The following is a 21,931-nucleotide window of genomic DNA, read 5'->3' as shown; positions in this document are numbered from 1 at the left end:
ACCGGGCCCGATTTCTTCCTTAGCCTGGGTTGTATCTTATGAATACTCATCGCAAGACCGGATTCGACAGATTCTACGATGTGAACGGCTGGACCTTCGTGCTCACGGCCCTGTTGCTCATCGGCCTCTTCATGCTCTATCCCATCGCCAACTCCCTGTGGCTCTCGCTGCACTCCGGCAAGGGGCTGGTGGTGAAATTCGTGGGGCTGGGCAACGTCATGCGGCTGCTGCACGATCCCGTGTTCCAGACCGCGCTGCTTAACACCCTGATCTTCCTGGTGGTGCAGGTTCCCCTGATGATCTTGCTGGCCCTGGTGACGGCCACCTGCCTCAACTCGGACAACCTGCGCTGGAAGGGCTTCTTCCGCACCGCCATCTTTCTGCCCTGCGTCACCTCCCTGGTGGCCTATTCCATCCTGTTCAAGAGCATGTTCGCCTATGACGGTGTGGTGAATTCCATGCTGCAGCTGGTGGGCATCGTTGATGACCCCATCCCTTGGCTGTCCGATCCCTTCTGGTCCCGGGTCACCATCATCTGTGCCATCACCTGGCGCTGGACCGGCTACAACATGATCTTCTATCTGGCCGCCATGCAGAATATCGACAAGTCCATCTATGAGGCGGCCAGATTGGAAGGGGTCACCCCGCGGCAGGCGTTTTTCTACATCACGATCCCGCTGCTCAAGCCGGTTATTTTGTTTACCTCAGTGGTCTCCACAATAGGGACGCTACAACTGTTTGATGAACCGATGAATATTACGGCTGGCGGCCCGGCTAATTCGACCCTGACCCTGTCTATGTATATTTACAACCTGTCATTTAAGTTCGTACCGAATTTCGGTTATGCCGCCACTGTCTCCTATGTAATCGTTATCTTCGCTGCCCTGTTGGCGCTGGTGCAATTTAAGTTTGCTAAGGACAGAAAATGAATAAATCACCGACCCGGCCAGGCGTTAGCCTGCATCAGATGGCCATGTACGGTTTCATGGTTTTTTCGGCCATTTTGTCGCTGTTTCCCTTCGCCTGGATGCTGATCAGTAGCACCAACACCACGGCGGACATCAACCAGGGCAAGTTCACCTTCGGCTCGGCGCTGCTGGAGAACGTGGCCAAGCTGACCCAACAGGTGGATCTGCCGGTGATCTTCTGGAACACCGCCAAGATTGCCATCATAGCCACCGCTTTGACCCTGCTGGTGGCCTCGCTGGCGGGTTACGGCTTCGAGGTCTATCGCTCGCGGCTGCGTGAGCGGGTCTACCAGCTACTGCTGCTAACCATGATGATCCCCTTCGCCGCCCTGATGATCCCCTTGTTCACCATGATGGCCAAGGCGGGGCTGCTGGATAACCACTGGGCCGTGATACTGCCGGCCATTCCGTCCGTGTACATCATTTTCTACTTCCGCCAGTGCACCAAGGCGTTTCCGAAGGATCTGCTGGATGCGGCCCGGGTAGATGGGGTGAGCGAGTGGAAGATCTTCGCCTTCGTCTACTTCCCTGTGATGCGGTCGACCTATGCGGCGGCCTTCATTATCACCTTCATGGCCAACTGGAATAACTACCTCTGGCCGCTCATCGTGCTGCAGTCCTCGGACATGAAGACCATCAACCTGGTGCTCTCGTCCCTGGCCTCGGCCTATTTCCCCGACTTCGGCGTGGTGATGGTGGGCACCATCTTGGCGACCCTACCGACCATAGTGGTGTTCTTCACCATGCAGAAACAATTCGTCCAGGGCATGTTGGGCTCGGTGAAATAAGCCGGCTTCCCCTGCGTTATTTCGGCCCGCGGGCCTGAGAGGAGAATTCAAGATGGCCAGTATTCAAATCAAGAACCTGGTGAAGCGTTACGACAAGGCAGAGACCATCCGCAAGGTGGATCTGCAGATCGACAACGGCGAGTTTGTGGTGTTCGTCGGCCCTTCCGGCTGCGGCAAGAGCACCCTGCTGCGCATGATCGCCGGTCTGGAGTCCATCAGCGGCGGCGAGCTGTATATCGACGATCAGCTGATGAATGCGGTGGCGCCGGCGGAGCGGGGCGTGGCCATGGTGTTTCAGTCTTACGCTCTGTATCCGCACCTGAACGTGGCGCAGAACATGGGCTTCGGCCTCAAGATGAACGGGGTGGACAAGCAGGAGATCGCCCAGCGGGTGCTGCGGGCCGCCAAGACACTGCAGATGGAGGCCTTGCTGGATCGCAAGCCCAAGGACATGTCCGGTGGTCAGCGGCAGCGGGTGGCCATAGGTCGGGCCATAGTCCGCAATCCCAAGGTGTTCCTGTTCGACGAGCCCTTGTCCAACCTGGATGCCGAGCTGCGGGTGGAGATGCGCCTGCAGATCGCCAAGCTGCACCATGAGCTGGGCAACACCATGATCTACGTGACCCACGATCAGGTGGAGGCCATGACGCTGGCGGACAAGATAGTGGTGCTGCGGGCGGGGCAGATCGAGCAGGTGGGGGATCCCCTGACCCTTTACCATGCGCCGGCCAACCTGTTTGTGGCGGGCTTCATCGGCTCCCCCAAGATGAACTTCCTGCCGGCCCGCTTCGTGGCCCAGGCCGGTGGCCGCGCCACAGTGGCGTTGGAGGATGCGCAGCGGTTGGCGCTGCCGGCGCGGGACATCGGCTTGGCTTCCGGGGCGGCGGTGACCTTGGGGATCCGACCTGAGCACATCAGCCTGGAGCCGGTGGAGGGCTATATCAGGATCCCGTTCCAGAGCGAGGTGGTGGAGCGTCTGGGCAATGCCACCTATCTGTTTGGCAACAGCCTGGGTACCGCCGGAGTCAAGATCCATTTACCCGGGGACAAGTACGTCAAGCTCTATGAGGAGCTGCCGCTGTACATCAACCCGGCGGACTGTCACCTGTTCGACCCTGATGGGCAGGCCTTCGCCATCCGCCAGGTGCCGGTGAACCACTAAGCCGCCGGCGAGATGACAGAACGGAAAACATGGGCCGCCCTTGGGCGGCCCTGTTTTTTTTAGCGTGCCTCGCGGGCGCAGTAGCCGTGATAGAGGAGGGCGCCCCAGCCGACCATCAGGAGCAGGCCGCCGAGGGGGGTGATAATCCCCATGGGCCAGTGGGCCAGGATCAGCAGATAGAGGCTGCCGCTAAAGCAGAGGATGCCGCCGACAAAGCAGGCGGCGGCCACCCGCAGGCTGCGGCCGGGATGCGTCAGCTGCCGCTGACAGACCCATAACAGCGCCAGGGCGTGCCACAGCTGGTATTGCACGCCAGTCTGGATCACCGCCAGGCTCTCGGGGGAGAGCCGCGCCTTGAGCCCATGGGCGGCAAAGGCCCCCATGCCGACGGCGCTCAGGCCCGCCAGGGCGGCAAACATCAACCAGCCTCTCATGCTGTTCTCCTCGGGAATGCTGGGTCCCACAGGACCGCTGACTTGCTCGCCATGATAGCCAATGGTGGCGCAGGACGAAACGGGTGACCGACGCCTCGCCACCACCTGTCGGATTTGACAGTCAGTGTGAGTGAAACGCTTTGCAAACAAAAGTGACAGTTGAATCCAATTCCGGCTCTGGCAAGCTGGCGCCTGCGTATTCCTTTGTGGATTTTGGCCCCGCGTTGCGGGGCCTTTCTTTTGCGCGCTCGGCGGCGGTTTCAGCGCCTGGGCTGCTGGGTAAACAGCAGCCGTTGCAACTGCTGCAGGGCGGTGTGAATGCGGGCCAGATTATCATCGACCCGTGCCATCATGGCCTGATGTTGTGCGGTGAAACCCATGGTGACCTCCTTGGTTGGCGGTAAGACCCAGAGCAGGAATACGAGGTACGACGCTGACTCTACGCCTTATGAAAACGGTTCCTTAGCTTGTGGTCACATCAGAAAGAACAAACTAAGCCAATGAAAGGAAATGAGATCAGGGTGTGAGGCGGTGTCTGCCTCGTGGTTCAGACATAAAAAAGCGCCGCCAGTGCGGCGGCGCTTGTCAGCTAGCGGGCGTGAGCCTACTTGCCTCTGTGGCGCTCGGCCAGACAAGCCACCACGTCGGCCAGCTGCAGGCCTTCGTTTTGCAGCAGCACCGTCAGGTGATAGAGCAGATCGGCGGATTCGTTGATCAGCTCCTCGCGATCCTTGGCCATGGCGGCCAGGGCCACTTCCACCCCTTCTTCCCCCACCTTCTGAGCGATGCGCTTGGTGCCCTTGGCATACAGGCGCGCCGTGTAGCTGGTTTCGGGATCGGCGCCCTTGCGGCCGGCCAGCAGCTGCTCCAGCTCGGCCAGGAAGGCCAGGGGCGGGCGAGGGTGACCGTCGAAGCAGCTCACCGTGCCCTTGTGGCAGGTGGGGCCCACGGGCTCGGCGGCGATCAGCAGGCAGTCGCTGTCGCAGTCGGTGCTGATGGCCTTGAGGTTCAGGAAGTGCCCTGAGCTTTCACCCTTGGTCCACAGCCGGCCCTTGGTGCGGCTGAAGAAGGTGACGTGGCCACTCTTGAGCGTCTCGGCCAGGGCTTCTTGGTTGAGGAAGCCCTGCATCAGCACCTCGCCGGTCACCACGTCCTGGACGATGGCCGGCATCAGGCCATCTACCTTTTGCCAGTCCAGTTGGCTGGCATCAAATTGCAGTTGTTCAGTCACGGATCGCTACTCCTTGATCGCGCAGATAGGCTTTCAGCTCGGGGATGGGGATGATGCCCTTGTGGAAGACGGAGGCCGCCAGGGCACCGTCCACATCCGCCTGGCTGAAGGCGTCGTAAAAGTGTTGCATCTCGCCGGCACCGCCCGAGGCGATGAGCGGCACCTTGCACAGGCCGCGGATGAGCTTGAGCTGGTCCAGATCATAGCCCTTGCGCATGCCATCCTGGTTCATCATGTTCAGCACGATTTCGCCGGCGCCGCGGCGTTGCACCTCTTGCACCCAGTCTGGGGTGGTCCACTGGGTGATGCGGGTGCGGCTCTCGTCGCCTGTGTACTGTTTGACCTGGTAGCAGCCGGTCTCGGCATCGAAATAGGAGTCGATACCCACCACCACGCACTGCACGCCGAAGCGGTCCGCCAGGGCGGTGATCAGGGTGGGATCCGCCAGGGCGGGGGAGTTGATGGAGATCTTGTCGGCGCCGAATTCCAGGATGCGGCGGGCGTCTTCCACACTCTTGATGCCGCCGGCGACACAGAAGGGGATGTCGATCACCTCGGCCACCCGGCTCACCCAGCTCTTGTCCACCACCCGGGCGTCGGAGGAGGCGGTGATGTCGTAGAACACCAGTTCATCGGCCCCCTCTTCGGCGTAGCGCTTGGCCAGGGGGACGATGTCGCCCATCACCTCGTGGTTGCGGAACTGTATGCCCTTGACCACAACGCCATCCTTGACGTCCAGGCAGGGAATTATGCGTCTTGCCAGCATGCGATGGCCTCCTCCACGGTGAATTTGCCCTCCAGCAGGGAGCGGCCCAGTATGATGCCGGCCACGCCGGAACCCTGCAACGCCTCGATATCGGCGATGCCGCCGATACCGCCGGAGGCCTGGAAGGCCACCTGCGGATAGGCCGCCGCCAGGCTGCGGTACAGCTCGACGTTGGAACCTTGCAAGGTGCCGTCACGGCTGATGTCGGTGCACAGGACGTGTTTCAGGCCCGCCGGCAGAAAACGGTCGATAAGCGATTCGATGGTGACGCCGCTGTCCTGTTGCCAGCCTGCCACCGCGATGAGGCGGCGACCGTCGGCGGTGATGTTCACATCCAGGGCCAGCACGATGTGCTCGGCGCCGTATTTTTCCATCCAGCCCATCACCATCTGCGGATCCTTGACGGCGGTGGAGCCGATCACCACCCGGTTGGCGCCGGCGTCCAGCAGGTCTTTCACGTCCTGCTCGGTACGCACGCCGCCGCCGATCTGCACCGGGGCCGGGGTATTTTTCAGCAGCTCACGGATGACGGTGAGCTGGCGCTTGGCGGCGTCCTTGGCGCCGTCGAGATCCACCAGGTGCAGCTGGGCGGCGCCGGCCGCCACATAGAGATCGAAGCGCTCCTGGGCCGAGGCGCTGTATTCGGTCTTCTGGCCGTAGTCCCCCTGGTAGAGGCGCACCACCTTGCCGTTAATCAAATCAATTGCCGGTATGATCATGGCGTCCTCTTACATGTCCAGGAAGTTTTGAATGAGCCGCGCCCCCACCTTGCCGGAGCGTTCCGGGTGGAATTGGGCGCCGAAGAAGTTGTCCCGGCCCACCACGGCGGTGAAGGGACCACCGTAGTCGCAGCGGGCCAGGGTGGCGTCCGTCACCTCCAGTGCATAGGAGTGGACGAAATAGAAGTAGCTGCCGCTGGGGATGCCGGCAAACAGCGGATGGCTGCCGTCGTGCTCCACCTGGTTCCAGCCCATGTGGGGCAGGCGCAGGTCGCCCACCTGCATCAGCTTCACCTTGCCCGGCACCACCCCCAGGCAGGGAATGTCCTCGCTGCCGCCCATATGCTCCTCGGAGGCCTGGGCCAGCATCTGCATGCCTAGGCAGAAGCCCAGCAGCGGTTGCTTGGCGGCCCGCACCAGCTCGGTCAGGCCCCGCTCGTTGAGGTTGGCCATGGCGGCCTTGGCGGTGCCCACGCCCGGCAGGATCAGCTTGTCGGCGGCCTCAATGGTGGCGGCATCCCGGCTCACCTCGGCGTCCACGCCTAAGCGGGCGATGGCCATGCGCACCGAGGAGAGGTTGGCACAGCCTGTGTCTATGATGACGACCTTTTGTTGTGCCATTAGAGGACTCCCTTGCTGGAGGGCAGCTCGGTACCCTCGACCCGGATGGCCTGACGCAGGGCGCGACCGAAGCCCTTGAACAGGGCCTCCACCTGATGGTGGGTGTTGCCCGGGGTCACCGTCAGGTGCAAGGTGATGGCCATGGCATCGGACAGGGAGCGGAAGAAGTGGGGCACCATCTCGGTGGCCATCTCGCCCACCATGTCCCGGCCGAAGTCGGCATCGCAGCGGAACACGAAGAAGGGGCGGCCGGAGAGATCCAGCGCGGCCCGCACGTCTTGCTCCACCAGGGACTCGGGGAAGGCGTCAACCTTGGCCTGCACCTCGTCCATGGCCAGCACGAAGCCGAAGCGGCCGATGCCGCGCTTGTTGCCCAGGGCCTGCCTCAACGCCTCGCCCAGGGCCAGACCCACGTCTTCTACCGTGTGGTGATCGTCGATATGCAGATCGCCCTTCACCGCCAACTTGAGCTGGAAGCCGGCGTGGGTGGCGATCTGATCCAGCATGTGATCGAAGAAGCCGATGCCGGTGGCGATCTGGTTGCCGCCCTGCTTGTCCAGATCCACCTTCACCTCGATCTGGGTTTCTTTGGTGTTGCGGATCACCTGGGCTTGCCGGCCCTGGCCCAGCAGGCGGTCACGGATCTGGGTCCAGTTGCAAGTGGCTGGATTATATTGAATTCCGGCGATGCCCATGTTCTCGGCCAGCTGCATGTCGGTGATGCGGTCGCCGATCACATAGCTGTTGGCGTGATCGATGCGGCCGCTCTGTAGCCAGGGCTTGACCAGCCCCAGCTTGGGCTTGCGGCAGGTGCAGTCGTCGGTGGGGAAGTGCGGGCAGATCAGCACCTCTTCCCAGTGCACTCCCTGAGATTCAAACAGGTGCATCATCAGATCATGGGGCGGCTGGAAGTGCTCCAGCGGCAGGCTGTCGGTGCCCAGGCCATCTTGATTGGTGACCATCACCAGCTTGAAGCCGGCACCCTGCAGCTCACGCAGCACGGGGATCACCATGGGCTCGAAGCGCAGCTTGTCCAGCCTGTCCACCTGCTTGTCGGTGACGGGTTCCTCGATGAGGGTGCCATCCCGGTCGATAAAAAGTATGCGTTCCTTATTCACGTTGACTCCTTGGCTTACAGGCGCTTGAGCACATCCAGAACGGCGGCCATCTCGGCCTCGTCGCCTATGGTGATGCGCACGCAATTCTCCAGCATGGGCTTGCTGCCAAAATCCCGCAGTATGATGCCGGCCTCCACCATGGCGGCGAACAGGGCGCTGCCGCTGTCAAACCGCGCCAGCAGGAAGTTGCCGTGATCGTCGAACAGCGACTGGACACAGGGCTGCTGGGCCAGCTCCGCCTTCAGCTCCGCCTTCAAGCGGTTGAGCCAGGCCACGCGGCTACGCATGGTGTCCAGTCCTTCTGTGCTCAGGGCCTGGGCGGCGATTTGGGCCACGGGTTCGGCGATGGGATAGGGGGCGATCACCTTGAGCAGCAGATTGATCACCTCAGGATTGGCCAGGGTGAAGCCACAGCGCAATCCGGCCAGGGCGAAGCCCTTGGACAGGGTGCGGGTGATCACCAGATGCGGATACTGACTGATCAAGTCCACCATGCTGGCCGCGGGGCAGAATTCGATGTAGGCCTCGTCCACCACCACGATACTCTTGCCGGCGGTGGCCTCCAGTATGGGGATCAGCTTCTCCCGTTCCACCAGGGTGCCGGTGGGGTTGTTGGGGGAGCAGAAGAACAGCACCTTGATGGGCTTGCCGCGGGACAGCTCCGCCAGAATGGCGGGCACGTCCGGCTGAAAGTCCGGCAGGGGCGGCAGGGTGCGCATGCCCACGCCACAGGTCTCGGCGCTGATGCTGTACATGCCGTAGGTGGGCGGGCAGAAGAGGATCTCTTCTTCGCCTGGCTCGCAGAAGGTGCGGATCAGCAGCTCGATGGCTTCATCGGAGCCACGGCTCACCAGTACCTGTTCGGCGGTGAGGCCGGCGTAGGCGGCATAACGGCTGATCACCTCCGGCGGCTGGCACTCGGGGTAGCGGTTGAGCCGGCTGCAGTCGAGCTCGTACTGCTCGGCCTTGGGGGCCTCGTTGGCGTTCAAAAACACGTGGCCCTTGCCACCGATGCGGCGGGCGGACAGATAGGGGGTCAGATCCTGCACCCGTTGGCAGGCCAGTTGGGTCAAGGTCTTGCTCATGCTGAAGGCTCCTGGGCGTTGATTTTTGCCATCCGCAGCACCACCGCCTGGCGGTGGGCATCCAAACCTTCGGCATTGGCCATGGCGATTACGGTGTCACCCAGGCCCTTGAGGCCGTCGGCGGAGAGCTCCTGCACAGTGTAACGGCGCTGGTAATCCGCCAGCCCCAGGCTGGAGGCCGTTCTGGCATAACCGTAGGTGGGCAGGGTGTGGTTGGTGCCGCTGGCGTAATCCCCGACAGACTCAGGGGTCCAGGCCCCCAGGAAGATGGAGCCGGCGTTTTCAAGCCATGGCAGCAGCTCACGGGGCGCCGCCGTCTGCACGATTAAGTGCTCGGGCGCGTACTCGTTGGAGATGACGCAAGCTTCCTTGATGTCGCCGCACAGTATGGTGAGGCTCTCGGCCAGGGCCTTACGGGCGATGTCGGCACGGCTGAGGGTCTGCAGCTGACGTTCCACCGCCGCATCCACCGCCTTGGCCAGCGAAACACTGGGGGTGACCAGCACCACCTGGGAGTCCGGGCCGTGTTCGGCCTGGGAGAGCAGATCGGCGGCGACGAACTCGGGATTGGCGGCCTCATCGGCGATCACCAGCACCTCGGAGGGGCCGGCGGGCATGTCGATGGCGGCGCCGCGCACATCCAGGCTGACCTGACGCTTGGCCTCGGTGACCCAGGCGTTGCCGGGGCCGAAGATCTTGTCCACCTTCTGCACCGTCTCGGTGCCGTAGGCCATGGCGGCGATGGCCTGGGCGCCACCCATGGTGTAGATCTCGCTGACGCCGCACAGGCGGGCGGCAAACAGTATCTCGTTGGCGATGGGGGGCGGGGAGCAGAGCACCACCTTGCGGCAGCCGGCCAGCTTGGCAGGCACCGCCAGCATCAGCACGGTACTCACCAGCGGCGCGCTGCCGCCGGGCACATAGAGGCCGACCCGGCCGATGGCGTGTGTGTGCAGCTCGCAGCGCACCCCGGGCTGGGTTTCCATCACCAGGGGCGCCATCTGCTGGGCGGCGTGGAAGCGGGCTATGTTGTCATAGGCATGACGGATGGCCTGCTGCATGGCCGGCGTGACGGCATCGGCGGCGGCATCGATCTCGGCCTGGCTCAGGACTATCTTGCCATCGGGCACCTTGTCGAAGGCGGCCGTGTATTCCTTGAGGGCCTTGTCGCCCTCGCGGCGGATGTTGGTCAGGATGTTGAGCACGGTGGCGCTGATGTCGGCCGCCTGGTTCATGGCCGGCCGGGTCAGTTGCGTGCGACGATCCTGCGGGCTCAGTTCGGCCCAATTGACGATACGCATGACGCCTCCTTACTCCATCATCTTCTCGATGGGCAGCACCAGAATGGAGCTGGCACCCAGGGCCTTGATCTTTTCCATGGTTTCCCAGAACAGGGTCTCGGTGGATACCACGTGCATGGCCACGTGATTGGTGTCACCGGCCAGGTTCATGATGGTGGGATTCTCGGCGCCGGGCATCAGGGCACTGATCTGGGCCAGCTTGTCCTTGGGGGCGTGGAGCATGATGTACTTGCTCTCACGGGCCTGCAGCATGCCTTGCAGGCGGGGCATCAGGGTGTCGATGATCTGCTGCTTGTTGGCATCCAGCGCGTTGCAGCTTTGGATGAGCACCGCCTTGGACTGATAGATGATCTCCACTTCCTTGAGGCCGTTGGCTTCCAGGGTGGCCCCTGAGCTCACCAGATCGCAGATGCCGTCGGCCAGCCCGGCACGGGGGGCCACTTCGACGGAACCGGTCAGCAGCACCGGCTTGAACTTGACGCCCTGCTCGGCCAGGTAGCGGGTCAGCAGGTTGGGGTAAGTGGTGGCGATGCGCTTGCCGTTCAGGCTGGCGACGCCTTCCCAGACCTGCTCCTGGGGCACGGCCAGGGAGAGACGGCATCCGCCGTAATCCAACCGCTGCAACACCTTGTAGTCCACCGGCATCTCCAGGCGGGCCCGCTCCAGCATGGTCTCTTCCAGCACGTTTTCACCCACCACACCCAGGTCCACCACGCCGTCCATCACCAGGCCGGGGATGTCGTCATCCCGAACCCGCAGAATGTCGATGGGCATGTTTTCCACGTGGGCGATGAGGCGATCTTCCCGCAGGTTGATCTTGAGGCCGCAGCTCTTGAGCAGGGCTTGGGAATCCTGGCTCAGGCGGCCAGACTTTTGCATCGCGATACGTAGGCGTTTGCTATCCATTTTTTGATCCTTGTTAAATGAAAAAACCCTCGGAAGTCGTGATCTTCCGAGGGTTTTGTAACTGTGGCTGGCGCCCCTGGAAGTTCACTCTCGTGTCTTCCAGCAGTCACCCTCCTGAAAGACTATTCGGGATGATGGTGGTGATGATGAATAGTGTTCAGGAGCAGTGCTCGCATGGCGTCTAACCCTTTCCGTGTTCGATAGGCATTCACCATACAGGGCTGGCAAAAAAAAGCAAGCCGGTCGTGCTGGGCCGGGAATGGGCAGAAAATGCTCAAATATTGTCCACTGCCGCCGATACTTAAGGTAAGTGAAGGAGGTCAGCCGACATGCCCAATCAGGATCTGCTCTACAGCATACTGCCCCGGGCGCCGGTACAGCCTGGCAGCGGGGAGTTCAACAAGGACGTCACCAAGGTGACGCCCGAACCCAAGCTGCGTCAGGTGGAGACCCACAAGGACCCGCAAGAACGGGCCCCCCAGGATGACTATCACCCTGAGCATCAGCCCCCGGCGGACGAGCAGAGCGACGCCGAGACGCCGCCCGAGCCGACGTCGGAGGTGAAAACCGATCAGGACGGACACGCCCACGTGGATCTCTATATCTGACGGCCTGTGCGCTGCGCTTTGTCCTGCCCGCAGTTTTTTCTATAATCGCCCCCCTGCTGTTTCAACGGAATGCCCTGTGATCCGCGACTATTTTTGTGCCGATGGCCCGCTGGCCCGCGCCATGCCCGGTTTCTCGCCCCGCGCCTCTCAGCTGGAGATGGCTGAGGCGGTGGCCAGGACCATAGATCAGGCCGGCACCTTGCTGGTGGAGGCGGGGACCGGCACCGGCAAGACTTACGCCTATCTGGTGCCGGCCCTGGCCTCCGGCAAGCGGGTCATCATCAGCACCGGCTCCAAGGCGCTGCAGGAGCAGTTGTACAACCGGGATCTGCCCCGTCTGCTGTCGGCCATGGCCTACAGTCAGCCCATCGCGCTCTTGAAGGGCCGCGCCAACTACCTGTGCCACTACCGGCTGGATCAATTGCTGGCCCAGGCCCGGGATCAAAGCGCCGAGGTGCTGGCGGATCTGGCCCGGGTCAAGGAGTTTGCCATCGTCAGCCAGCGCGGTGATCTGGGGGAACTGACAGGCCTCAAGGAGCAGGCACCCATACTGCCCTTCATCACCAGCACCAACGACAACTGTCTGGGGCGCGAGTGCCCGCGCTACGAGGAGTGCTTCCTGGTCAAGGCGCGGCGGCGGGCCATGGAGGCCCAACTGCTGGTGGTCAATCACCATCTGTTCTTCGCCGATCTGGTGGTCAAGGACACGGGCTTCGCCGAGTTGATGCCGGAGGCCGAGCTCTATGTGTTCGACGAGGCGCACCAGCTGCCGGACATCGCCAGTGACTACTTTGGCGAGCGGCTTGCCAGTCGTCAGCTGGTGGAGCTGGCGGACGAGATGAAGGCCGCCTATCGCGCCGAGGCGCCGGACATGGCCCAGCTGGGGCGCAGTGCCGAGGCTTTGCAGCTGGCCTGTCAGGACTGCCGGCTGGCCTTCGGCCTGGAGGGCGGCCGTGGCAACCTGCGGCAGTGGCTGGCAGATCCCCAGGCCCAGCGGTTGCTGGGCCGCCTCAAGGATGCGGTGCAGCTGGCCTATGAGGTGTTGAAGCTGACCCTGGGTCGCGGTGAGCGGCTGGATCACTGCTTCGAACGCATGCTGGAGTACCAGGGGCGCCTCAATCGGCTCACCGAGGTGGACACCCTGGGGGCGGCCTACTGGTACGATACCAGCAAGCTGCACTTTAGCTTCAACCGCACCCCTTTGTCGGTGGCGGAGCGCTTCGCCCAGGAGGTGATGCGCCCCGGCAGCAGTTGGGTGTTCACCTCGGCCACCCTGACGGTGAATCACGCCTTCGATCACTTCCGCCAGCAGCTGGGGTTGGCTCAGGCCGAGGCCCTGCTGCTGGATAGCCCCTTCGATTACGGGCGTCAGTCCCTATTGTGCGTGCCGCGTGGCCTGCCGGATACCGGCTACGCCCGGCGTGGTACCGTCCTGGCGGAGCGGTTGTGGCCCGTGATCAACCAGGTGCCCGGCGGCATCTTCTTCCTCTGTACCAGCTATCAGAGCCTGCACCAGGTGGCCGAGGTGCTGCGCCGGGAGCTGGGGCGCACCGTGCTGGTTCAGGGGGAGGACAGCAAGCAGGGCCTGCTGCAGCGTTTCGTGGAGAACGGCCGTGCCGTGCTGGTGGCCACCAGCGCCTTCTGGGAAGGGGTGGATGTGCAAGGCGCGGCCCTGTCTTGCGTCATCATCGACAAGCTGCCCTTCGCCTCGCCGGATGATCCCCTGCTCAAGGCCCGCAGCGAGGATTGCCGGCTGCAGGGGCGGGATCCCTTCACCGAACTGCAGTTGCCCGAAGCGGTGATCGCCCTCAAGCAGGGGGTGGGGCGCCTCATTCGCGACGGTGAGGACAAGGGGGTGCTGATCCTCTGCGATCCCCGCCTGGTGCAACGTCCCTATGGTCAGGTGTTCCTCAGCAGCCTGCCCCCCATGCCCCGCAGCCGTGAGCTGCAACGAATCGATGACTTCTGGCAGGCAAACCGCGACAATGCCTGCCCCCCTAGCCGTGAGAATGCCCATGACCCAGATACTGGCCATTGATACCGCCACCGAAGCCTGTTCCGCCGCCTTGCTGGTGGGGCACACCACCCTGAGCCGCTATGAGGTGGCGCCCCAGGGCCATACCCGCCTGATCCTGCCCATGGTGGAGAGCCTGCTGGCCGAGGCCGGCCTGACCTTGGATCAGCTGGATGCCATCGCCTTTGGCCGGGGTCCGGGTTCCTTCACCGGGGTGCGCATCGGCGTGGGCATCGCCCAGGGGCTGGCCTTGGGGGCGGACAAGCCCCTGATCGGCATCTCCAACCTGGCGGTGCTGGCCCAGCGCGGTTGGTTGGACTGTCAGGCCGAGCAGGTGCTGTGTGCCATCGATGCCCGCATGGGGGAGGTCTATTTTGCCGCCTACCGCCGTCAGGGGGAGGTGATGGTGCTGCAGGGTGAGGAGGCCGTGCTGCCGCCCGAGGCGGCCGTATTGCAGGGCCAAGCGGCCCTGGCGGCAGGCGGTGACTGGCTGGGGGCCGGTACCGGCTGGGGGGCCTATGCCGAGGCCTTGCGTCCCTTGGGCGACCGGCTGCAGGGCCTGGGGGCCGCACTGCCGGATGCCGAAGCCATGTTGCCCTTGGCGCTCGCGGCCTGGCAGCAGGGGCTGGCCTGCGAGGCAGCGTTGTCACAACCCGTCTATTTACGTGACAAGGTGACTTGGAAAAAGCTGCCGGGCCGTGAATAATTAGCGGCAGTAGTATTCAGGAGTGACCATGACGCTGGCGGCCACCGATTACCTTAGTTCAGCACTGACCCCTACCGGCGTGGAAGCCGGCCGCAGTGCCACCTCCACGACCCGGGCGACCATGCCTGGGGCGACGGCGAGTGCATCCATCCCCAATCCCGGCGTGCTGCTGGTGGATCCCGATGCGGTGGCCGCCGCTGCCCGCCTGCGTTACGACCAACCCTCGGGGCGGGAGAGCCGCGCCGTGGCGGCCTACCAGACCGTTGCCCGGCAAGAGCGTCGGGAGCAGGTGCAGTCCCTCATCCAAGTCGATCTATATGCCTAGAGGCCTGTGGTTAGCGCTGGCCGCCCTGTGGCTGGGAGGCTGCGTCAACCTGCCCGACGAACTGCGTTATGAGCCGGAGAGTGCCCTGCAATCCTATGGGGCGGTCAGCCAGCACCCGGATGCGGCCAAGGGCCAGCCGGTGCGCTGGAGCGGTGTGATTGCGGCCAACCGGGTGTTGGTCAGCCAGACCGAGCTGGAGGTGGTGCTGCTGCCCCTCAAGGCCAACGGCATACCCCAGCAACAGGAACATTCCGAGGGGCGCTTTCTGGTCCATCTACCCGGCCTGCTGGATCCCACCCTCTATGCCCCGGGCCGCAGCGTGACTGTGTTGGGAACGGTGGCCGGCGAGGTGGCGGGCAAGATAGGGGAGCAGCCCTATCGCTTCGTGCTGGTGCAAGGGACGGCGCACAAGCTTTGGCCCCAGGTCAAGGACGTGGAGGTGCGCTACGTCAACGCCTGTTTTGAACCCCTCTGGCCGGGACCCAGACCGCGGCCCCTGCCTTAGTGGTTACTGGCCCAGGGCCAGGTGAACCGCAAACAGCAGCCAGCTGAGCAGCAGCAGGCTCCAGGGCAGCCAACTGGCGCACCGTCGCGGTTGCCCCGTCTCTGCTGTCGCATCTTCTGACGCGCTGGCGTCGGCTGGCCCCTCCAGTTCCCCGTTGCTCGGTTTCTTCTTGGCCTTGTCCCGGGCCCGAGCCTTGGCTTTTTGCTGCCGTTTGTACTCTTCAATGCCCTTCTGGATGCCTTGGGCAATCAGGCGGGTCTGTTCCTTGGTCTGGCCGGGCTTCTGGGTGGCCCGGGCAATCCGCTCGGCGTCGGCCTGGGATTCGGGGGAGGGCGGTTGCGGCTTATCGTATCTGGGCATGCGGGCATCCTTTGGCTGAGGCAGCAGTATGCCAAATTCTCATCCACCGCCACCAGTAGGGGACGCCGGTTAGTGGAGATAGGTCATTGAAAAATCAATGGCCGCTTCATTGGAGTCTGGCACGCCGGTCCTGGCTCCCCCTTTTCACTGCCAAGGGTTGCATTGGCCAAGACCATTGATAAGCTATGGCGGCAAAACGTGACTGAGCCTCACCGACGTCTTGCGACGTTCGGTCGGGCTCTTTGTTTTTTAGTGACACGGTGCTGTTATGAACGCAAATACCCTTGCCTACCTCGAATCCTGCATCAAGACCATTCCCGATTACCCCAAGCCAGGGATCCAGTTTCGGGATATCACCAGTCTGGTGGAGCATCCCGAGGCGTTTAAATTGACCATAGATCTGCTGGTGGAGCAGTATCGCCATTGTAAGCTGGACAAGGTGGTGGGCACGGAGGCCCGGGGCTTTATCTTCGGTGCGCCAGTGGCCGCCGCCCTGGGATTGGGTTTTGTGCCGGCGCGCAAACCGGGCAAGCTGCCCCGCGCCGTGATCGAGGAGCGCTATGACCTGGAATATGGCCAGGATTGCCTGCAGATCCATCAGGACGCGATCAATCCCGGTGAGCGGGTGCTGATCATCGATGATCTGTTGGCCACCGGCGGCACCGTCGAGGCGGCGGTCAAGCTGGTGCGGCGCCTGGGTGGCGTGGTGGACGATGCCGCCTTTGTCATCTCATTGCCGGCCCTGGGCGGTGACGCCCGCCTGACCCAGATGGGGGTCAAGGTGCTCAGCATGGTGCAGTTTGACGGCGAGTAAACCGATAATCCGGGAGAGGGAGTAGGCATAAGCCATGGCATATCAGGTACTGGCCAGAAAATGGCGGCCACGGAACTTTCATGAGATGGTGGGGCAGCAGCATGTGCTGACGGCCCTGACCCACGCCCTGGATCAGGGCCGGCTGCACCACGCCTATCTGCTCAGTGGCACCCGCGGGGTGGGCAAGACCACCATAGCCCGCATCCTGGCCAAGTGCCTCAACTGCGAGACGGGGATCAGCAGCCAACCCTGTGGTCAGTGCGCCAGCTGCCGGGAGATAGACCAGGGCAACTTCGTCGATCTGTTGGAGATCGATGCCGCCTCCCGTACCAAGGTGGAGGATACCCGGGAGCTGCTGGACAACGTCCAGTATCGCCCGGCCCGCGGCCGCTTCAAGGTGTACCTCATCGATGAGGTGCACATGCTCTCCCGCCACAGCTTCAATGCCTTGCTCAAGACCCTGGAGGAGCCGCCGCCTTACGTGAAGTTCGTGCTGGCCACCACGGATCCCCAGAAGCTGCCCATCACCATCCTCTCCCGCTGCCTGCAGTTTCATCTCAAGTCCCTGAGCCGTGAGCAGATCATGGCGCAGCTGGCCCATATCCTGGAAGCCGAAGGCCAGCCCTTCGAGCCGGCGGCCCTGCCGCTGCTGGCCAAGGCCGCCGATGGCAGCATGCGGGATGCCCTGAGCCTGACGGATCAGGCCCTGGCCTACGGCAATGGTCAGGTGCATCGCGATCAGGTGCTCAGCATGCTGGGCACCCTGGATCAGCGCCACCTCCATGGCCTGCTGCAGCATCTGGCGGACGGCAATGGCCCGGCACTGCTGGCCAAGGTGGCGGAGATCTGCGCCCTGGGGCCCGACTTCGATCAGCTCCATGCCGAGCTGGCCGCCCTGTTGCACCGCATCGCCCTGACCCAGTTGCTGGGCAGCCAGCCCGATGCCCTGGCCAGCGACGGGGCCGAGGTGCAGCAGCTGGCCGCCCGTTTGGCGCCTCAGGATGTGCAGCTCTACTACCAGATGGCCCTCACGGGTCGCAAGGAGTTGCCCTTCGCCCCCGATGGGCGGGCGGGGCTGGAGATGAGCCTGCTGCGCATGTTGGCCTTTGCCCCGGCCAGTGGCGATGCGGCGGTGCCGGTTCAACCCATGGGGCGGCCTGCTGCGCTTCCCGCTGTGGCGGCGCCATCGCCGCGGGAAGCGGTTAGCCCGGCTGCCGCTTCTGCAACCCCGCTGCCGGCGCCCGCGCCGGCCGACGAGGATACCCAGGCGCTGCAGCCGCTGATCGACGAGCAAGACCAGCTCCTGGCCGAGGCCGAGCGCTGGCGGCAGGACGCCGGGCAGCCGGTCGCCGACACGTCGGCGCCACCGGTGGACGAGCCGAGACCCGCCGCCATGACCGCCGGCGCGGTGCCGCCGGACCAGCCTGAGCCGCCGGCGCGCTTTGCCGAGCCGGCACCGGCCGTCGGCGCCAGCGCAGATGTGGGCGAGACGTCCGGTGGTGGTGTGGCCAAGCTGCTGCAGCTGCGCAATCAGCTGCGCAGCCAACGCCAGGGCGAGGTGGCGTCGGCGGGAGTGATTGCCCGTGCCGGTACGGCCAGTCCGGAGCCGCGGCCGGTCCCGGTGAGCACTGTATCGGCCGCACCGGCCAGCGCCAGCCAATCCGCCCCGGCAGCGTCACCGCAAGCGGATGCCCAGACGGTGTCGCCGCGGGCAGCCACCCTGGCGCCGACCGCCCCCCAGGAGCCGCCGCCCTGGGACGATATTCCCCTGAGTGCCTACGAGGATCTGGTGAGCCAGAGTGAGCCCGAGTCGGCCGTACCGGCGAGCACGGCACCGAGTGCGCCGCAGGAGCCATCGCGCCCAAAGCCTGAGGGGCCGCGTCAGGCCCCGATGTCACCTGCTCCTCCGTCACAGCCTCCAGCCCAGGCCTTCACGTCGGCACCGACCCAGGTCCCGCCGGCAGTGGAAGCGGCGGACGGCGAGGTCGGCGAGCTTTGGCAGAGCGATGATCTGTTGCGGGACTGCGGTGATCCTTGGGCCGAGCTGATGGTGGCGGCCGGCATCCGTGGCCGCTTGCGCCAGCTGTGCCTGAATGCCAGCTGCGACACCAGTGGCCAGCCCTGGCGCCTGCTGCTCTCGCCGGAGCACAGACACCTGGTGAGCGAGCGGGCCATCATAGAGCTGGCCAATCAGCTTGGTACCCACCTGGGTCAGCCGGTGCAGCTGCAGGTCAGCCTGGAGGGGCCGGAGGGCACCACGCCGCTGCAGATCGAGCGGCAGCGTTATGCGGCCTTGCATCATCAGGCCGAGCAGGCCCTGGCGGCGGATCCCCATGTGCAATTTATGATTGAGCGCTTTGGCGCCGAGCTGGATGCTGATAGTATCCAGCCACTCAAATCCTGTTAACGGCCCCTGTTGGGCCCCCAATTCGGAAGCGACGAGATGTTTGGAAAAGGTGGAATTGGCAATCTGATGAAACAGGCTCAGCAGATGCAGGATCGCATGCAGAAGCTGCAAGAAGAGCTGGCCCAGATGGAAGTCACCGGCGAGGCGGGGGCGGGTCTGGTGAAGGTTACCATGACCGGCAGTCACAGCGTGCGCCGGGTGGCCATCGACCCCAGCCTGGTGGAAGACGATCTGGAGATGGTGGAAGATCTGGTGGCCGCCGCCTTCAACGATGCCGTGCGTCGGGTCGAAGAGCAGAACAAGACCAAGATGGGCGAACTCACCGGCGGCATGCAGTTGCCCCCGGGTTTCAAGATGCCCTTCTGATATCCATCTAAGGTTGCAAGCAAGAGGGCGGCGTCAGCCGCCCTTTTAGTCTGTGAGACGGATATGTAAGACGGATAGGTGAGATGAAATTCAGTCCTCTGCTTGATGAGTTGATCCGGGAGTTGCAGGTGCTGCCCGGCATAGGGCCCAAGTCCGCCCAGCGCATGGCCTTCTTCCTGCTGGAGCGGGAGCGTCCCCGGGGGCAGCGCCTGGCCAAGGTGCTGGACCGGGCCATGAGCGAGATCGGCCACTGCCAGCACTGCCGCACCTTCACCGAGCAGGATCTTTGCGAGATCTGCGCCAACCCCAAGCGGGCGGCGGTGCGTCAGCTGTGTGTGGTGGAGACCCCGGCGGATCTGGCCGCCCTGGAGCAGACCCATCTGTACAGCGGTCGCTACTTCGTGCTGATGGGCCACCTGTCGCCCCTGGATGGCATAGGCCCCGCCGAGCTGGGGCTGGATCGCCTGGCTCAACGGCTGGATGAGGAGCAGCTGGAGGAGCTGATCCTGGCCACCAACCCCACCATCGAAGGGGAGGCCACGGCCTTTTACATCGCCAACCTGGCCCGGGAGCGAGGCGTCAAGGTGACCCGCATCGCCCACGGCGTGCCGGTGGGGGGCGAGCTGGAGCTGGTGGACGGCACCACCTTGTCCCATTCGTTGAGCGGGCGCCGTCCATTGGAGTGATGCTTTTTTCACCGAACAGGTTCGGTGACGCTATTGGCCCCCTTGAAATCGTTCCGGGCGGCCCCATCTAGGCTTCTGTCGTTTAGTCACGCTTTCATCGAAGGAACAGAAGATGACAGAAGCCGTTCACAAGGAAACCCACGGGTTTCAAACCGAAGTTAAGCAGCTGCTTAACCTGATGGCCCACAGCCTCTACTCCCATAAGGAAGTCTTCCTGCGGGAGCTCATCTCCAACGCCTCGGACGCCGCCGACAAGCTGCGTTTCAAGGCCCTCTCCGATGCCAGTCTGTTTGAAGATGACGGCCAGCTGCGCGTCCGCCTGCATATCGACAAGGACAAGCGCACCCTGACCATCTCGGATAACGGCATCGGCATGAGCCGTGACGAGGCCATCGAACACCTGGGCACCATAGCCCAATCCGGCACCCGCCAGTTCTTCAGCCACCTCTCCGGCGATCAGGCCAAGGACTCCCAGCTCATTGGCCAGTTCGGCGTGGGCTTCTACTCCGCCTTCATCGTGGCGGACAAGGTGACCGTGGTGAGCCGGGCCGCCGGCCAGAGCGCCGATCGCGGCGTCTGCTGGGAATCAGACGGCACCGGCAGCTTCACCGTGGAGGATGTCCACAAGGCCGGCCGCGGCACCGACGTGACCCTGCACCTCAAGGCCAGCGAAGACGAATACCTGGATGACTGGCAGCTGCGCACCGTGATCGGCAAGTACTCCGACCATATCAGCGTGCCCGTTGAGATGTGGAAGGAGGCCGAGCCGGCTCAAGGGGAGGGCGAGGAGGCCATTCCGGCCACCGAAGGCCATTGGGAGCAGGTCAACCGCGCCACCGCCCTGTGGACCCGCAGCCCCAAGGAGATCGCCGACGAGGAGTATCAGGAGTTCTACAAGCACCTGTCCCACGACTTCGAAAACCCGGCGGCCTGGAGCCACAACCGGGTGGAAGGCACCCAGGAGTACACCAGCCTGCTGTATGTGCCCACCAAGGCCCCCTGGGACATGTGGAACCGCGACCAGAAACACGGCCTCAAGCTGTACGTGCAGCGGGTGTTCATCATGGATGATGCCGAGCAGTTCATGCCCACCTACCTGCGCTTCGTCAAGGGGGTGCTGGACTCCAACGATCTGCCGCTGAACGTCTCCCGGGAAATTCTGCAGGACAACAAGGTCACCGCCCAGCTGCGCAAGGCCTGCACCAAGCGGGTACTGGGCATGCTGGCCAAGCTGGCCAAGGACGACGCCGACAAGTACCAGCTGTTCTGGAACGAGTTCGGCAATGTGCTGAAAGAAGGCCCGGCGGAAGACTATGCCCACAAGGAGGAGATCGCCAAGCTGCTGCGCTTCGCCTCCACCCACAACGACAGCGACGTGCAGAATGTCTCCCTGGAGCAGTATGTCTCCCGCATGAAGGAGCAGCAGGAGAAGATCTACTACATAGTCGCCGACAGCTATGCCGCCGCCAAGCACAGCCCGCACCTGGAGCTGCTGCGCAAGAAGGGCGTGGAAGTGTTGCTGATGTGGGATCGGGTGGACGAGTGGCTGCTCAGTCACCTCTCCGAGTTTGACGGCAAGCAGCTCATCTCCGTCACCCGTGGCGATCTGGCCCTGGGCGAGCTGGAGGACGAGGAGAGCCGCAAGCAGCACGAGGAAGCCCAGAAGGAGTTCGCCTCCCTGGTGGAACGGCTGCAAGCGGCCCTGGGGGACAAGGTCAAGCAGGTGGCCATCAGCCATCGCCTCACCGACACCCCCTCGTGCGTGGTGACCGACGCCTACGGCATGAGCACCCAGATGATGAAGCTGATGCAGGCCGCCGGTCAGCCGGTGCCGGAGCAGAAGTTCATCCTGGAGGTGAATCCGCAACACGCCCTGGTGCAGCGCATGGCGGCGGTGCAGGACGAGCAGATCTTCGGCCAATGGGCCGAGCTGCTGCTGGAGCAGGCGCAGCTGACCGAGCAGGGTGGCCTCACGGATCCCGCCAGCTTCGTGGCGCGGCTGAATCGTCTGCTTTTGACTCCAATCGCTGAATAAAGCCCT

The 21,931-nt window shown here is 63.6% G+C and carries 23 protein-coding genes and 1 other annotated feature; of the genes, 13 read left to right on the top strand and 10 right to left on the bottom strand.

The features are described from left to right. Positions 1-38: 38 nt before the first annotated feature. The 3 genes from ABHF91_RS08950 to ABHF91_RS08940 are packed head-to-tail and all read left to right on the top strand — an operon-like array spanning position 39 to position 2,918. Positions 39-929, top strand: a complete 891-nt coding sequence (locus tag ABHF91_RS08950) for a carbohydrate ABC transporter permease (RefSeq protein ID WP_409419962.1) — start codon at positions 39-41, stop codon at positions 927-929. Next, positions 926-1,756, top strand: a complete 831-nt coding sequence (locus ABHF91_RS08945; protein ID WP_409419961.1) for a carbohydrate ABC transporter permease — start codon at positions 926-928, stop codon at positions 1,754-1,756. The genes ABHF91_RS08950 and ABHF91_RS08945 overlap by 4 nt, the downstream gene beginning before the upstream one ends. A 52-nt stretch (positions 1,757-1,808) precedes the next feature. Then, positions 1,809-2,918: an ABC transporter ATP-binding protein gene (locus ABHF91_RS08940; RefSeq protein WP_409419960.1), complete on the top strand. Its 1,110-nt coding sequence runs from the start codon at positions 1,809-1,811 to the stop codon at positions 2,916-2,918. Positions 2,919-2,977: 59 nt separating this feature from the next. On the opposite strand, the gene ABHF91_RS08935 is transcribed toward ABHF91_RS08940, so the two are convergent. The 9 genes from ABHF91_RS08935 to hisG form a co-directional block, all read right to left on the bottom strand. Beyond that, entirely contained in the window at positions 2,978-3,352 is a 375-nt protein-coding gene (locus tag ABHF91_RS08935; protein WP_409419959.1) for a DUF423 domain-containing protein, read from the bottom strand. A gap of 604 nt (positions 3,353-3,956) precedes the next feature. Beyond that, complete coding sequence (gene hisIE / locus ABHF91_RS08930; RefSeq protein ID WP_409419958.1) at positions 3,957-4,583, bottom strand: bifunctional phosphoribosyl-AMP cyclohydrolase/phosphoribosyl-ATP diphosphatase HisIE; 627 nt, start codon at positions 4,581-4,583, stop codon at positions 3,957-3,959. Continuing rightward, positions 4,576-5,349, bottom strand: coding sequence for an imidazole glycerol phosphate synthase subunit HisF (gene hisF / locus ABHF91_RS08925; protein WP_409419957.1), 774 nt, complete (start codon positions 5,347-5,349; stop codon positions 4,576-4,578). The genes hisIE and hisF overlap by 8 nt, the downstream gene beginning before the upstream one ends. Continuing rightward, positions 5,331-6,068 carry a 1-(5-phosphoribosyl)-5-[(5-phosphoribosylamino)methylideneamino]imidazole-4-carboxamide isomerase gene (gene hisA, locus ABHF91_RS08920; protein WP_409419956.1) on the bottom strand — a complete coding sequence of 246 codons (738 nt, stop codon included), beginning with the start codon at positions 6,066-6,068 and terminating at the stop codon, positions 5,331-5,333. The genes hisF and hisA overlap by 19 nt, the downstream gene beginning before the upstream one ends. 9 nt (positions 6,069-6,077) lie before the next feature. Beyond that, positions 6,078-6,689 carry an imidazole glycerol phosphate synthase subunit HisH gene (gene hisH, locus ABHF91_RS08915; protein WP_409419955.1) on the bottom strand — a complete coding sequence of 204 codons (612 nt, stop codon included), beginning with the start codon at positions 6,687-6,689 and terminating at the stop codon, positions 6,078-6,080. Further along, positions 6,689-7,807 carry a bifunctional histidinol-phosphatase/imidazoleglycerol-phosphate dehydratase HisB gene (hisB, locus tag ABHF91_RS08910; RefSeq protein ID WP_409419954.1) on the bottom strand — a complete coding sequence of 373 codons (1,119 nt, stop codon included), beginning with the start codon at positions 7,805-7,807 and terminating at the stop codon, positions 6,689-6,691. Before hisB ends, hisH begins: the two co-directional genes overlap by 1 nt. 14 nt (positions 7,808-7,821) lie before the next feature. Further along, the gene (hisC, locus tag ABHF91_RS08905; RefSeq protein ID WP_409419953.1) at positions 7,822-8,892 is read right to left on the bottom strand and encodes a histidinol-phosphate transaminase; all 1,071 of its coding nucleotides are present in this window, start codon (positions 8,890-8,892) and stop codon (positions 7,822-7,824) included. Further along, a complete protein-coding gene (gene hisD, locus ABHF91_RS08900; protein WP_409419952.1) occupies positions 8,889-10,193 on the bottom strand; it encodes a histidinol dehydrogenase in 1,305 nt (434 codons plus the stop codon). The genes hisC and hisD overlap by 4 nt, the downstream gene beginning before the upstream one ends. A gap of 9 nt (positions 10,194-10,202) precedes the next feature. After that, positions 10,203-11,099 (bottom strand): ATP phosphoribosyltransferase, encoded by an 897-nt coding sequence (gene hisG, locus ABHF91_RS08895; protein ID WP_409419951.1) that lies wholly within the window; start codon positions 11,097-11,099, stop codon positions 10,203-10,205. Positions 11,100-11,116: 17 nt separating this feature from the next. Next, positions 11,117-11,246 (bottom strand) — a sequence feature (His leader region). A 182-nt stretch (positions 11,247-11,428) separates the two neighbouring features. On the opposite strand from hisG, the gene ABHF91_RS08890 reads away from it, so the two are divergent. From ABHF91_RS08890 to ABHF91_RS08870, 5 genes are all read left to right on the top strand, one after another. Beyond that, complete coding sequence (locus tag ABHF91_RS08890; protein WP_409419950.1) at positions 11,429-11,707, top strand: hypothetical protein; 279 nt, start codon at positions 11,429-11,431, stop codon at positions 11,705-11,707. Between the two features lie 121 nt (positions 11,708-11,828). Continuing rightward, positions 11,829-13,745, top strand: coding sequence for an ATP-dependent DNA helicase (locus tag ABHF91_RS08885; protein WP_409423100.1), 1,917 nt, complete (start codon positions 11,829-11,831; stop codon positions 13,743-13,745). After that, the gene (tsaB, locus tag ABHF91_RS08880) at positions 13,717-14,427 is read left to right on the top strand and encodes a tRNA (adenosine(37)-N6)-threonylcarbamoyltransferase complex dimerization subunit type 1 TsaB (protein ID WP_409419949.1); all 711 of its coding nucleotides are present in this window, start codon (positions 13,717-13,719) and stop codon (positions 14,425-14,427) included. Before ABHF91_RS08885 ends, tsaB begins: the two co-directional genes overlap by 29 nt. A gap of 28 nt (positions 14,428-14,455) precedes the next feature. After that, positions 14,456-14,752 (top strand): hypothetical protein, encoded by a 297-nt coding sequence (locus ABHF91_RS08875; protein WP_409419948.1) that lies wholly within the window; start codon positions 14,456-14,458, stop codon positions 14,750-14,752. Next, entirely contained in the window at positions 14,745-15,257 is a 513-nt protein-coding gene (locus ABHF91_RS08870; RefSeq protein ID WP_409419947.1) for a Slp family lipoprotein, read from the top strand. Before ABHF91_RS08875 ends, ABHF91_RS08870 begins: the two co-directional genes overlap by 8 nt. A gap of 3 nt (positions 15,258-15,260) precedes the next feature. On the opposite strand, the gene ABHF91_RS08865 is transcribed toward ABHF91_RS08870, so the two are convergent. Then, entirely contained in the window at positions 15,261-15,617 is a 357-nt protein-coding gene (locus ABHF91_RS08865) for a DUF2956 domain-containing protein (protein WP_409419946.1), read from the bottom strand. 268 nt (positions 15,618-15,885) lie between these two features. Here ABHF91_RS08865 and apt point away from each other — a divergent pair, with 268 nt between their 5' ends. The 5 genes from apt to htpG all read left to right on the top strand — a co-directional run bounded on the left by apt (position 15,886) and on the right by htpG (position 21,925). Further along, the gene (gene apt / locus ABHF91_RS08860) at positions 15,886-16,431 is read left to right on the top strand and encodes an adenine phosphoribosyltransferase (RefSeq protein WP_409419945.1); all 546 of its coding nucleotides are present in this window, start codon (positions 15,886-15,888) and stop codon (positions 16,429-16,431) included. Positions 16,432-16,465: 34 nt separating this feature from the next. Then, positions 16,466-18,838: a DNA polymerase III subunit gamma/tau gene (gene dnaX, locus ABHF91_RS08855; RefSeq protein ID WP_409419944.1), complete on the top strand. Its 2,373-nt coding sequence runs from the start codon at positions 16,466-16,468 to the stop codon at positions 18,836-18,838. 36 nt (positions 18,839-18,874) lie between these two features. Continuing rightward, positions 18,875-19,204 (top strand): YbaB/EbfC family nucleoid-associated protein, encoded by a 330-nt coding sequence (locus ABHF91_RS08850; protein WP_409419943.1) that lies wholly within the window; start codon positions 18,875-18,877, stop codon positions 19,202-19,204. Positions 19,205-19,287: 83 nt separating this feature from the next. Continuing rightward, positions 19,288-19,890 carry a recombination mediator RecR gene (gene recR, locus ABHF91_RS08845; RefSeq protein WP_409419942.1) on the top strand — a complete coding sequence of 201 codons (603 nt, stop codon included), beginning with the start codon at positions 19,288-19,290 and terminating at the stop codon, positions 19,888-19,890. Between the two features lie 112 nt (positions 19,891-20,002). Beyond that, complete coding sequence (gene htpG, locus ABHF91_RS08840) at positions 20,003-21,925, top strand: molecular chaperone HtpG (protein ID WP_409419941.1); 1,923 nt, start codon at positions 20,003-20,005, stop codon at positions 21,923-21,925. Positions 21,926-21,931 lie beyond the last annotated feature (6 nt).

The organism is Pseudaeromonas aegiceratis (genome assembly GCF_046254905.1).
GTDB classification, from domain to species: Bacteria; Pseudomonadota; Gammaproteobacteria; order Enterobacterales; family Aeromonadaceae; genus Pseudaeromonas; species Pseudaeromonas aegiceratis.
Note: the sequence above shows the minus strand (reverse complement) of the source record. Positions and strands in the feature narration are given on the sequence as shown.